8 protein-coding genes are annotated in these 13182 nt (G+C 36.3%); 5 read left to right on the forward strand and 3 right to left on the reverse strand.

Features of this window, described 5'->3' with window-relative positions; translation table 11 throughout:
- Positions 1 to 84 precede the first annotated feature (84 nt).
- Both IC610_RS04995 and IC610_RS05000 read right to left on the reverse strand, forming a co-directional pair.
- Complete coding sequence (locus tag IC610_RS04995; RefSeq protein WP_191735502.1) at positions 85 to 1575, reverse strand: hypothetical protein; 1491 nt, start codon at positions 1573 to 1575, stop codon at positions 85 to 87.
- Positions 1576 to 1659: 84 nt separating this feature from the next.
- Positions 1660 to 5148 (reverse strand): glycosyltransferase family 117 protein, encoded by a 3489-nt coding sequence (locus IC610_RS05000; protein WP_191735503.1) that lies wholly within the window; start codon positions 5146 to 5148, stop codon positions 1660 to 1662.
- Between the two features lie 224 nt (positions 5149 to 5372).
- On the opposite strand from IC610_RS05000, the gene IC610_RS05005 reads away from it, so the two are divergent.
- The 5 genes from IC610_RS05005 (at position 5373) to IC610_RS05025 (ending at position 11827) form a co-directional block, all read left to right on the forward strand.
- Positions 5373 to 6410 carry a PLP-dependent cysteine synthase family protein gene (locus tag IC610_RS05005; protein ID WP_056080413.1) on the forward strand — a complete coding sequence of 346 codons (1038 nt, stop codon included), beginning with the start codon at positions 5373 to 5375 and terminating at the stop codon, positions 6408 to 6410.
- Between the two features lie 106 nt (positions 6411 to 6516).
- Positions 6517 to 7779, forward strand: coding sequence for an aminotransferase class I/II-fold pyridoxal phosphate-dependent enzyme (locus tag IC610_RS05010; RefSeq protein ID WP_056080416.1), 1263 nt, complete (start codon positions 6517 to 6519; stop codon positions 7777 to 7779).
- Positions 7780 to 8227: 448 nt separating this feature from the next.
- Positions 8228 to 8692 (forward strand): glucosaminidase domain-containing protein, encoded by a 465-nt coding sequence (locus IC610_RS05015; RefSeq protein ID WP_056082378.1) that lies wholly within the window; start codon positions 8228 to 8230, stop codon positions 8690 to 8692.
- A 130-nt stretch (positions 8693 to 8822) separates the two neighbouring features.
- A complete protein-coding gene (locus IC610_RS05020; RefSeq protein WP_191735504.1) occupies positions 8823 to 10169 on the forward strand; it encodes an SGNH/GDSL hydrolase family protein in 1347 nt (448 codons plus the stop codon).
- Entirely contained in the window at positions 10166 to 11827 is a 1662-nt protein-coding gene (locus IC610_RS05025; protein ID WP_191735505.1) for an MBOAT family O-acyltransferase, read from the forward strand. Before IC610_RS05020 ends, IC610_RS05025 begins: the two co-directional genes overlap by 4 nt.
- An 18-nt stretch (positions 11828 to 11845) precedes the next feature.
- Here IC610_RS05025 and IC610_RS05030 read toward each other — a convergent pair whose 3' ends face one another.
- Positions 11846 to 13165, reverse strand: a complete 1320-nt coding sequence (locus IC610_RS05030; RefSeq protein WP_191735506.1) for a GDSL-type esterase/lipase family protein — start codon at positions 13163 to 13165, stop codon at positions 11846 to 11848.
- Positions 13166 to 13182: the final 17 nt, after the last annotated feature.

Raw genomic sequence — 13182 nt, forward strand, 5'->3', positions numbered from 1 at the left:
CCCTTATTTGCAAAGGATTTAACGCTTTCAAATCTCTTAAATTTTAAAAGATTAACACAGATTCATCAAATTCGGTATCGAAATCTATTTTCTGATTTTTTCGTAGAGATTGTAATCGGTTCCTGATGGCTTTAAACGGTAAATTTTCTCCAGCAAAGGATTTTGACTCTGTAAATGGTCTTTAATTCTAAATTCTTTAACCAACTTATAATTTTCCTGGTAAAATGCAGAATCTTTCTCAGTAAAAAGATTTTTATAGGAAAGAAGATATTTTGGATTTCTGTTTTTAACGGTATTCAGCCAGTAATTGTCTTTATCCTTTACAATTTCATTTTGAATATCCTTATCCACCAAACCTACTTCGTCAATTGTTTTTAAATGTGAAAAGTAAGGAACATATCCTGCCGGCTCAAGCAAAATCCATTGATTTTTATCTTTTTCATAAATATCGAGATAAAGCCCGATGTGTCTGCGGTAATTCCACTCGCCGTTTCCTGTTGCTATTGAATGTACAGCCTGAAATGCAAGCATCGGTACAATGTAATAGACGGCAAATAATGACAGCCAAAGATTTCTCTTCTCTTTAATTTCAAGAATGAAAATAATAACCGGAACGAATAAAAGAATCTGCGGAACCCAGTAATACCAGTCGAAAAGACTTTTCTGAGAAAGAAAAATAATCTGTTTAACCCAGCCAAAAACAAAAATGATCCATAGAAAATAGTTTCTGTTGTTTCTTTGTCTCACAAGGTAAATAAAACAAAGCAATTCAAAAATTGCAATGATGATTGTGAAAGGATTAAAATCGTTTGGAAGCTTGATCATTCCCCAAAAATTGCCGTAATTAAGATTGAAGAAATCCCAGTTTTGTTTTAAAGTAAAGTTACCGTCATATCTGAGTTTTTTAGCAACAATCGTATTATTTACAACTTCGCCAAAGTAAAACCAGTTGAAGGTAAGTGAAACTGCAAGGGCTATAATTCCTCCAAAAATATAATTCCATCTGATTTTTTTTGTCCAGATGAGATCTACAAGAAATGTTATTCCGAGAAAAATCACCGTATCGATTCTTGTAAACATAATGAGCGCCGGCAAAAGCAGAACTGCCCATTTTTTCTCTTTTTTGAATCCGTAGTAAAGCAGAGCCATTTCCAGAAAAAATAGAATTCCATACTCCATCCCAAGAATTGAAATTTTTATGGAGGGTGGCAACAATCCGAAAAGTACGATGAATATTGCTTTGTTTTTGTTATCCTTAAAAATCAAATGCGAAAGCAAAACACTTCCGATGGTAAAAAGTATCGAATTGAAAATCAGTAACGGTTCGATAAAGTTTTCTTTACCAAAAATTAAATTGAAAAAATAGGAAACAAAAACATACAGATGCGTGGTTGAGGACGAAATTTTTGTTGCTCCGTTAAAACCGATTACGCCGTAATCCATAAGATTTTGAGCGACTCTCCATGTGATAAAAGCATCTTCCTGAATGTGATGTGTGAGAAGGAAAAATATTTTGACAATGAGTGCAATAAAAAATGCGAAAATGGGAAGCTTCTTCTGTCCGGATTCGGTCATCGTGTTCGTTGTTTGTGCAAATATAAACCTTATATATTTTAGATTCAAAACAAAAAAAACGGAACCGAAGTTCCGTTTTTAATATTACTGTATTGCTTTGATAAGTGAATTGTTAATCTGTTGTTCTTTTTGTCTCGCAAAGTTAGAATCTATCGGTTCAATCACATCCATGAGGTAAGAATAGTAGGAGGTAATTTTTTGGGCATTGTCCTCTATTTCATTTCTTGCCTTGTCTTTACCCATTGCCTGAGCTTTTTTCACGAAAGCATCGAATTTTTTATCAATAGGTTCCATAGATTTCACAAGATAATCGTAAGCTTTCTGGTTCTGACCGAGTTTTCTGTAAGCATCGGTAACCGCAGTTACCACTAATGAATATTCTGCAGGTTTTGATCTCATCTGTCTGCCGATATTTCTCTGCTCAGCCGGATCTAAAGTCAGATAAAAATCATATTCTTCAAAAATTCCTTTTTTCAGATTTTCTGCGATTTCCAAAGCTTTTTTCTCCTGTCCTGCCATGATGTATCCGTTCACCATCGAGCTCAGAGATCTTGGATCACTGTATTTTGATGCAGGAATTTCTTTAGACGCCAAATCAAGGATTTCCAGAGCTCTTTTCTTATCACCTTTTAATGCTAAAGCTGCTGCTGCTCTGCTCGCTGCACCTCTGTAGCCGATGATATTTGAAGTAGCAGTCTCATCAAAATGTACATTCAGATCTTTGAAGTTACCCCATCTGAAATTTTTCACAATGTTATAAAGAGAATTTCCGTCTACTCTTCCCATCTCACCGTCACTGCTTCTTGGTGTACGGATCGGAACCAATCTGTAGCTGAAACCGTCAAACTGCAGATACTCGTCCAAATAGAAAATATTTTCGCTGTCGTAAATTCCACCTGATGAGAAATTGAGTGATCTCTTCCAGTCGAAATTGGCAAGAATATCAAACATTATCAGATTGCTTTTGTACAGAGTATTCGCTTTGTAATCCACAGTTATATGATCCACAACATTTGGTAAATCTGCTGCTGTAATTGTTCCTGATTTTAAAGCATTCGCTTTATTCACAGGGATTACAAACTTATTTACCGGAAGGAAATTGTATTTTTCATACTTTTCTCCACCAAATATCTCCTTTAAAACTTCATCTTTCTCAGGAGATTGAATTTTAATGAACTCTATAGCCTCTTTTACCGTCATTGAATCTTTTTCAAGATATCCCTGGAAAGTTCTGATAACACTTTCTGCAGTTCCTTTTGCCTGAAGGGTTTCAAAAATATTTTTCCAGTCGCCAGGCTTCATCATGTAAATCTGATCATTCACGCCGTCACGGTAATCGTCATGTTTCAGCTGTCCCGGAACCGGCATTGCGTTGTAGGTTCTCCTTTTTACCTGATCAATATTCCACGGCGTTGCAAGCAAAGTGAAATTAACCACTTTTACATCGTCTCTGAACCTTTCCGTTTCCTGCATTGCCCAAACCGGATAGGTATCATTATCTCCATAAACAAATAAAATATCGTCTTTCGGTAAAGATTTCAACATGGAGTAAGAATAATCGTAAGCTGTATAACGGTCGCTTCTGTCGTGAACATTATAGTTCTGGAAGCCCATCATCAAAGGGATTCCAAGTAACACCACACCAAAACCAATATTGGCTAAATTAGATCTCACTTTAGACTGCAGATACCATAGAATTCCTCCGGCACCCAAACCTATCCAGATGGCAAAGGCGTAGAAGGAGCCGACAGTTGCATAATCTCTTTCACGCGGTTCGTAAGGCTTCATTCCTGTATAGAAAACGATTCCGATGCTTGTTAAAATAAATAATGACAGAAGCGCATAAAATCTTCCGAAATCTCTGTTAAGCTGGAAATAACATCCCAAAACACCCAAAAGCATCGGTAGGAAAAAGAATGCAACTGTACTTTCGTTTCTGAATTTTGACGGCATTGCATTCTGATCTCCATACAAAGCATTATCAATAAAAGGAATTCCTGAAATCCAGTTTCCACGTGTAATTTCCTGGTTTCCTTCAAGGTCATTCTGTCTTCCTGCAAAGTTCCAGAAAAGGTATCTCACAAAGTAATATCCGTTTTGGAACGTGATAAAATAATGCATGTTATCAACAAATGAAGGCCTCTGAACTTTAATTAAATTATAAGGTCTAACCTTTAAATAATCTGAAACAGAAATATCTTTTTCATCATATTTGGTTTTGAGTTCGTTGAAAATCTGCTGCGCTTCCGGACTGTCTGCCACATCAGGATTATCAAAATTAAATTCGAAAGACGGCGCGCCATACATAGCCATGTAATTAGCCATTACCGCTTTATCTTCATTGAACATTCTCGGCATAAGGCTCACATGATCCTTATTGAAAACATAATTAAATCTGTCACCAGTTTTTCTGTAGGTTCCGGTTTTTTCATCTTTTTCGTAGATCTCTCCGGTTTTATCGGTTTTAAAACTTCCATCCTCATTTTTTTCAATACCGTTGGCATCTAAAAATGCAGTATAGTTCTGTCCGTAAATCGTTGGCCAGTCACCGTACTGTTCTCTGTTGTAATAATCAAGCATACCGATGGCAGTATCCGGATCATTAAGGTTCATTGGCGGGTTGGCGTTTGCTCTGATTGGAATAACCATCCAACATGAGAAACCGATAACCATAAATACGGAGGAAAGAGCTACCGTCTGATAAATTTTCTTTTTTGCTTTTCTTGCATATTTAATGATGAAATAAGAAACAGCAACCATCACGATAAATCCGGCAATCGTTCCTGAGTGGAAAGGCAGTCCTACTCCGTTTACCATAAAAATTTCCAGTCTTCCGAACATTGTCATGATCAGTGGGAAGATCAGTTTAAATACAATGATTAAAATTAAAAGCGTCACCCCATTGGCTACGATGAAATTCTTCCATGTAAATTCATAGTTTCTTGCGTAATAAACAAGACAAACTGCAGGAATTGCAAGCATACACATCATGTGAACACCTACAGAAAGACCTACAATGAAAAATATCAGTACAATCCAACGGTCAGCATCCGGAGCGAGATATTCGTTTTCCCACTTTGTAATCAGCCAAACAAGCAATGCAATAAACATCGATGCCATGGAATATACCTCGCCTTCTACTGCAGAAAACCAGAAAGTATCTGAAAATGTGAAACACAATGACCCGATTACCCCTGCGAACAGAATGGCAATTTCCTGATGTCTGTTGATTTCTTCAAATTCTTTATTCAGAAGTCTTCTTACGAAGTGCGTAATCGTCCAGAACAGAAAAAGAATTGTGAAAGCACTGAAAAGAGCAGACATTCCGTTGATCACAATTGAATAATTTTCGCCTTTGCCGAAAGCAAAAATACCAGCCACAGCACCCACGATTTGGAAAAGCGCGGCGCCCGGAGCGTGGGTCACTTCAAGTTTTACGGCAGAAGAAATGTACTCACCACAATCCCAAAAACTAAAGTTGGGTTCTATGGTTGAGAGGTACGTGATAAAGGCAATGGCGAATATCACCCATCCGAGAACGGTATTCCATCGCCTGAAAGTCCAGTTTTTCATAGTATTAAATCAATCATGCGAAAATAAGATTTTTAGATGATTTTATACTGATTTTAACAAAATTTAAAAAAAATGGCGTAAATTTTGGCTGCGAAATCAGAAAACTGCAAAACTCAAGTGAAGATTTTTAAACATCATTGCTGTAGTTTCAAACAAAAGTTTAGAGATTATTTATTTTTTTGTATTTTTGCGGTCAGATTTTTATTGAAAAAATTAATAAAATAATGAGTAATGTTTACGATAATATTCTTGGCCTTATAGGAAACACTCCTATGGTGAAGCTTAACACTGTCACAAAAGACATCCCAGCAACCGTATATGCCAAGTTAGAATCATGTAATCCCGGACATTCAACCAAAGATAGAATTGCTCTTCATATTATAGAAAACGCAGAAAAAAAAGGTTTATTGAACAGTGAATCTGTAGTAGTGGAAACCACTTCCGGAAATACCGGATTTTCTATTGCTATGGTGTGTATTATAAAAGGATACAAATGTATTCTTGCAGTAAGTGACAAAACGAAGGCCGAGAAAATCGCCTACCTCAAGTCTTTGGGAGCACAGGTTTATATTTGCCCGGCAAACGTTCCGGCAAATGATCCGAGATCATACTACGAAGTTGCAAAGAGAATCGCAGCCGAAACGCCAAATTCTGTTTACATCAATCAATATTTCAACGAACTTAACGTTGATGCCCACTACCAGACTACAGGTCCTGAAATCTGGGAGCAGACTCAGGGAAAAATCACCCATCTTTTTGCATGCACAGGAACGGGTGGAACTTTATCCGGATCAGCTAAGTTTTTAAAAGAAAAAAATCCAAACATCAAAATCATTGGTGTTGATGCTGACGGATCTATTCTGAAAAGTTTCCACGAAACGGGAGAAATCCATAAAGAAGATGTGCATCCTTATCAGATCGAAGGAATGGGAAAAAATTTAATCCCTTCTGCCCTGTTATTTGATAAAATTGATGAGTTTGTAAGGGTAAACGACGAAATGTCTGCCTACAGAACCAGAGAAATTGCTTTAAAAGAAGCTATAATGGGAGGTTACACAACAGGAGCTGTTACTCAGGGACTTATCCAATATGCCAATTCTCATCAGTTTGCAGAAAATGATCTTGTAGTTTTAATTTATCCTGACCACGGCTCGCGTTACATCACAAAAGTCTACAGCGATAAATGGATGGAAGAACAGGGATTCATCAACAACTGTTTTCATAATTATGATGAAGTTTTCAAAACAGAAATCATAAAATAAGAAATAAAATAAAAGCCTTTTGAAAAAAAACAAAAGGCTTTTTTCATTCTATATAATTTAACTAAATTTGTTCGTTAAAATTTACAATTAAACCCTTTACAAAAAAATGGTAGATATATTTGAAAGAATAAAGCAAAATCCGGGGCCATTGGGTCAGTTTGCCGATTACGCAGAAGGATATTTTGTTTTCCCGAAACTGGAAGGACCTATTGGCCCGCGAATGAGATTTCAAGGTAAAGAAGTAATTTTCTGGAGCGCCAACGATTATTTGGGATTGTGTAATCATCCTGAAGTTTTGGAAGCAGATGCAAAAGCAGCGGCAGAATACGGAATGTTTTATCCGATGGGAGCAAGAGCAATGTCAGGAGAAACCCAGCAGCACCAGCAACTGGAGAAGGAATTGGCAGAGTTTACACAAAAGGAAGCTTCTTATCTTTTGAATTTTGGATATCAGGGAATGGTTTCGTGTATCGATGCGTTGGTTACAAGACACGACGTCATCGTTTATGATGCCGATTCTCACGCATGTATTGTTGACGGAGTACGTCTTCACATGGGAAAAAGTTTTACTTTCAAACACAATGATATTGAAAGTTTAGAAAAAAACCTCGCAAGAGCGACAAAAGTAGCTGAAGAAAACGGTGGCGGAATTTTGGTAATCACCGAGGGTGTTTTCGGAATGAGAGGAATGCAGGGTAAACTGAAAGAAATCTGTGATTTAAAATCTAAATTCAATTTCAGACTTTTGGTGGATGATGCACACGGTTTCGGAACTTTGGGTAAAACCGGAGCGGGAGCTGGTGAAGAGCAGGGATGTCAGGATCAGATCGATGTTTACTTCTCTACATTTGCAAAGTCAATGGCTGGCTTCGGAGCATTTTTATCCGGAGATCATAAAATTATTCAGTTTTTAAAGTATAATCTCCGTTCTCAGATTTTTGCTAAATCTTTAACAATGCCAATGGTAATTGGAGGTTTAAAAAGACTTGAGCTTTTAAGAACGCGTCCGGAAATCAAAGATAAATTGTGGGAAAATGTAACCAAGCTTCAAGACGGTCTTAAAGAAAGAGGTTTTAACTTAGGAAATACCAACACCTGCGTAACTCCTGTTTTCATTCAGGGAACAACAATTGAGGCGACACTTTTAGCAAAAGACTTGAGAGAAAACTACGGTGTGTTCACTTCAGTTGTGGTATATCCGGTAATTCCAAAAGGAATGATACTGTTGAGATTAATTCCTACTGCGTCACATACAGATTCGGAAATCAATGAAACTTTAGCTGCTTTTGAAGGCATCAAAGAAAAACTGGAAACCGGTGTATATGCCGAAATGGAAAAAGAAATGAATATCGAGTACAAGCAGTTGTAAATTCAGAATTCATTCAGTATAATTCAGACCAGCGGAATATTTTCGCTGGTTTTTCTTTGTCTGCCGAAGTAAATTATTTAGATAAGATATTTAAAATCAGATCATTTTCTATTCCTGATTCTAAAAATTTAACTCAATTTGAATATAATTTTCACAATTAAAATTCATCAGTTAAACTTAAAATTTAGATTTCTCAAAAATTCGCCAAAAGCAACACATCCCTTGAAATAATTAAATATCCAACAACAATCTGTTAAATTATTACAATTTCATAATATGATATAGACTTTTTGACTATAAAATTTAAACAATTTATAAATCCTAATTTTTAACAATTTTTAACTAATTAAAGTCACAGGACGTCGATTGGGCGTTATATTCTGTTAAAAATTAGGCTGTTAGTATGTGTAGGGGTAAATTTGCAACCATGATTTCAAAACATACAATTATGAAACACAGTTTTAGGTACTTAAGAATTGTAATTTTGAGTTTGGTATTCAGCTTCGTTTCGTCACAGGTAAATGCACAGACACAAAGCTATATACAAAAAAACAAAACTCTCGCAGAAAAATTATCATCAAAGTACGGCATACCAAGTTCTGTAATACTTGCAATAGCATTCGTAGAAACAGGAGGCGGAACAAGCAGAAATTCCAAAGCATTAAATAATCACTTCGGAATTGTAGGCAAAAACAACATAGGTTCCAAATACAAACAATTTGAATCCAAAGAAGAAAGTTACGAAGCATTTTGCAAACTGGTCGTAAAAAAGAAATACTACACCGCCCTGAAAGGCACAGAAGATTTCGGAAAATGGGTAAAAGCAATGGCCGGTGCAGGCTACTCTACCCAGCCAGGAGAATGGATGAGAAGAATTAATTCTATCATTCACAAATACCAGCTCAAGGACTAAATTCTCAGAATTCAGAACAGAAAAAGAAAAAAGTAAAGCTTCAAAAATAATTTGAAGCTTTTTTTTATTTCATATTGTGTGGAATACTGAAACTGATTAAATTAGCATTCTAAATTTCCCCTAAAATTTTATGTTTGAAAATAAGAATTGGCGGGTGGTATCTCTGATTACCATTTGTTTCGGTATATACTTTATTCTCTCGGTATTGAGTTTTGCTTTTGGTTTCAGCTGGGAACCATTCGAAAAAGTAAATCTGATTACCGATGTTTTTAAAAAAAATGACAGAGAAAGTACAGAGGCAGGGAAATTGGCAAAATCAGATCCTAAAAAACAAAATTTAGCTACAGATTTTGAGCTGTATAAAAAACCGGATCTTATCACGCGTTTTTACAAAGATCAGAATGTAAATGTACTTCCCCATTTTTCGGAAAAACTTCATCAGATCAAATCCACAGGAAAAGGGAAACTCAGAATTGCTTATTTCGGCGACAGCATGATTGAAGGTGATTTGCTTACCCAGACTCTCCGTCAACTTCTTCAGAAAGAGTTTGGCGGTTATGGTGTAGGTTTTCTTCCCGTGCAGACCAATGTGGGAAGTTTCAGAAAGACTGCGTCCATTAAAGGCTCCGGGTGGAAGACCACTAACTTTATGGATAAAGGTGCAAAAAACATGTACATTTCAGGGTTCAGTTTCAGCGGACTGGGAAATTCTGTACTGACGGATAAATCGGTTTCATCTGCCCAAACTTTGCAAAAATATCTACTCTACGGAAACGCAGGTGGGGGAAGTATCAATTTCAATGGCAGCAATGTAAGGCTGAACGGAAATTCTCTCGTTAATTCTCAGTTGCTTTCCTCAGATACTTTGGCAACGGTTAATTTCAAAAGTAATTCTGCAGCAATGCCAGTCTACGGGATGAGTTTTGAATCTGAAAACGGAATTATTCTCGATAATTTTTCATTCAGAGGAATTACAGGAATTGAATTTAAAAAAATTGATGAAGACTTTTTGAAAGCTGTTCAGAATTCCAGTCAATATGATCTGATTGTTATGCAATATGGTGTAAACCTTCTCTGGAAGCCTGATACAGAAGATTTTTCATTCTACACCAAAAATATGAAACCTGTACTGGAAAAATTTAATAAAGCTTTTCCGAAAACAGACATTCTTCTTGTAAGCAGCGCCGACAGAGCCTTTATGTACAACGGAACGTACGAAACCGCAACCGGCCTCCCAAATGTTCTGGAAACTCAGGCACAACTGGCTTTTGATTATAATCTGGCATTTTTCAATCTGTTTGAAACGATGGGCGGGAAAAATTCAATCGTAGGCTGGGCATTGCAGAATCCACCTCTGGCGAATAAAGATTACATTCATCCCAATGCAAAAGGAACTGATGTTCTGGCTCAGAAAATTTATCAGGCGCTTATCAAAGATTACAAAAAATACAAACCAACTACCCCAACAGCAAAATGAAACAGTTAGAAAATCTTTTTTCTTCATTTGACTGGAATGCTTTTCTGAACCAGTTTCTATATGATCCAAAAAATCCTTTGCTATTCAACAATGGTTTTTTTGTATATTTTTTCACACTCTTCATATTGCTTTTTTTCCTGCTGAAAAATCATCACACGGCAAGAAGATATGTTTTTACATTTTTCTCCCTTTACTTTTTTTATAAGGCGAGCGGATGGTTTGTAGGATTGGTGGTGGTTTCAGCGCTCATTAATTTTGCATTATCCAATCTTATTTACAGATCAAAAGTTAAATCGGGAAAGACCTCGCTTTTGGTTTTAAGTATTGTGATCAACCTGGCGATTTTGTTTTATTACAAGTACACCAATTTTTTCATTACAATTTCCAATGAAATTTTTACGACAGAACTTCATCCTTTGCATATTATCTTGCCAATCGGGATTTCGTTTTTCACGTTTGAAAATTTAAGCTACACCATCGACGTTTACCGCGGAGATTTTGAACCGGCGAAAAAGTTCACAGATTATTTACTTTTCCTGTCGTTTTTCCCAAAACTGATGATGGGACCGATTGTAAGAGCACACGATTTTGTTCCGCAAATCAATAAACCTTATGTCATTTCTGAACGGGATTTCGCAATGGGGTTTTATCTCATTGTCTCCGGATTGATCAAAAAACTCGTTATATCAGATTATATCACACTTAATTTAGTTAATTACATCTTTGATACGCCCTCACTTCACACCGGACTCGAAAATTTATTCGCAGTTTATGGTTATGCAATGGTAATTTATTGTGATTTCAGCGGCTACAGCGATATTGCAATTGGAATTGCGCTATGGTTAGGTTTTAAAATTCCTGCCAACTTTTTCTCACCTTATCAAAGTAAAAATATTACAGAATTTTGGAGAAGATGGCATATTTCACTGTCTTCGTGGCTGAAAGATTACCTTTACATTCCACTTGGCGGAAACAGAAAATTCTCTGTTGCTTCGATTATTTTTGTTACTTTATTTTTAGTCGGCGCATTTTTAATGTCGGTGAATTTATTTAAATTAAATTATACATTCGCCTCTCTCGTTGCAATAGTTTTACTTTTAATATTTCTGCTTCCCGCCATTATTACCAAAAACTCAAAAGGAATTGCCGCCAATTTCAATCTTCTGACAACAATGCTTTTAGGCGGTTTCTGGCACGGTGCAAGCTGGAATTTCATCATTTGGGGAGCCATTCACGGTATCGGACTTGGACTTCATAAAATCTGGATGCTTCTCACCGGGAAAGCTTTGTCAGGAATTAATAATTCTGTGGTTTACAGAGTAATAATGGGAATTTTCACCTTTCACTTTGTCTGTTTTGGGTGGATATTTTTCAGAGCAGAAAACTATGATGCTGCCATCACCATGATCAATCAGATCCTTTATAATTTTGATGCCGAAGTATTCTTACCGTTCTACGACAATTATAAAAAAGTGATCTGGATGATTGTTTTTGCGATGATGATCCATTTAATTCCGGATGATTGGGCAGAAAAAGGAGTTGCTAAACTAAAAACAGTTCCACTCACGGCATACATCATTGTATTTTTTGGATTTTTAATTCTCTACGGATATTTTAAATCTGCAGAACAGGTTTTACCGATTTACCTTCAGTTTTAAAAAATAAAAACCTGCAGATTAATTTTCTGCAGGTTTTTTAATCACTTTCCAAATAGCTTCAGCTTGTTTTTCATAGCCTGGTTTCAGGTAATGAACGCCATCGCCACTTGCCTCTTTTCTTGCCTGAGCTTTCTTGAAAGAACCTTTTCCACCCGTTGCTTCAAAGAGATTAAAGAAAGCAACGTTGTTTTGTCCCGCACTTTCCTGAATCCAGCTGATTACTTCAATCGTTCTTCCTTCCCTTGGTGAATTATCCGGCGGACCGATCAGTAAAACCGGAAGATTTGGATTTTCATTTCTGAATTTAGAAATTACGTCAGTTACATTTTTTTGAAATTCTTCTTTTTCAACTTTTCCGAAAGCTTCGTTTGTTCCCAAAGCAATAATCAGAATATCTGACTTCATTTTTGAAAGTTGCTGAAGCTGAAGCGGATACTTCAGAAAATCACTGTATGTTGCGCCGTTCACTCCAACAGTATTAAAAACGACACCTTTATTCACATTTTTAAGAAACTGAAAACCATAAAACGTATTTCCATCCGGATGATTGGTTTTTATCAGAAAAACATTCTGAGGCTTTTTAAAATCAATTTCAGTTTTTGAACTGGCGAACTTATACGAACCTATTTCGTCAATATTCTGCTCAAAATCAGGATTATAATTTAAAAAATTCCTTTCAACTTTATAAACAGCGCCTTCTTTAGGCTTTAAAATCTTTTCCCCATTCATTGCGCGCAGTTTCGTTGTCGTTGTGTTATATTTAGAGACAATTTCATGAAAAGTCTGATTTGCCGAAGCTGTATGATTCAGTCTTTCAGTTTTTTTCTGAACAAAATCTTTCAGCGGCTGTCGTTCATTATACAGTGAAAAACTTCCTTCATTCATTTGAGCATTATTGTAAATCACAACCTTTTCGAAACTGTCTTCAGGATTTTTGAAAGAAATTTCCAAAAAAGATTCTTCTTGATTTCCAATCACAAAACCTGCAACACCGATTTCCGGAAAAAGTTTCTGTTCATGTACCAACCTGAAGGTTTCCCATGCCTGATTACTTGCAGACGAAAAATCCTCAGCACCATTTGTATTAGCAACCTGATACGGAAAGACCAGTCCGCGACCTGCATTTCCGTACTGATCCTGAAATTTTTTCCGAAGATAACCGGTCAGATGATCAGCCTGAATATGAGAATCTCCGATAAAAAGAATTTGCGTAACCTGATTTTTGGTTAACTTTTCAAAGAAAGGTTTTAAAACCATCTCATTTTCAATAGTTTGTGCTCTTGCACTTAAAGAGAATGCGATAAAAGCCGCTGATAAAATCGTAAGAGAAAATTTCATGATGTGAATTTAGAAAT

It is taken from the genome of Chryseobacterium caseinilyticum (assembly GCF_014837145.1).
Classification (GTDB): Bacteria; Bacteroidota; Bacteroidia; order Flavobacteriales; family Weeksellaceae; genus Chryseobacterium; species Chryseobacterium caseinilyticum.

What these genes read in the sequence shown, in the direction of transcription:
- IC610_RS05030 (WP_191735506.1), bottom strand. Translation starts at nt 13,165, where the DNA reads ATGAAATTTTCTCTTACGATTTTATCAGCGGCTTTTATCGCATTCTCT.
- IC610_RS05015 (WP_056082378.1), top strand. Translation starts at nt 8,228, where the DNA reads ATGAAACACAGTTTTAGGTACTTAAGAATTGTAATTTTGAGTTTGGTA.
- IC610_RS05000 (WP_191735503.1), bottom strand. Translation starts at nt 5,148, where the DNA reads ATGAAAAACTGGACTTTCAGGCGATGGAATACCGTTCTCGGATGGGTG.
- IC610_RS05025 (WP_191735505.1), top strand. Translation starts at nt 10,166, where the DNA reads ATGAAACAGTTAGAAAATCTTTTTTCTTCATTTGACTGGAATGCTTTT.
- IC610_RS05005 (WP_056080413.1), top strand. Translation starts at nt 5,373, where the DNA reads ATGAGTAATGTTTACGATAATATTCTTGGCCTTATAGGAAACACTCCT.
- IC610_RS05020 (WP_191735504.1), top strand. Translation starts at nt 8,823, where the DNA reads ATGTTTGAAAATAAGAATTGGCGGGTGGTATCTCTGATTACCATTTGT.
- IC610_RS04995 (WP_191735502.1), bottom strand. Translation starts at nt 1,575, where the DNA reads ATGACCGAATCCGGACAGAAGAAGCTTCCCATTTTCGCATTTTTTATT.
- IC610_RS05010 (WP_056080416.1), top strand. Translation starts at nt 6,517, where the DNA reads ATGGTAGATATATTTGAAAGAATAAAGCAAAATCCGGGGCCATTGGGT.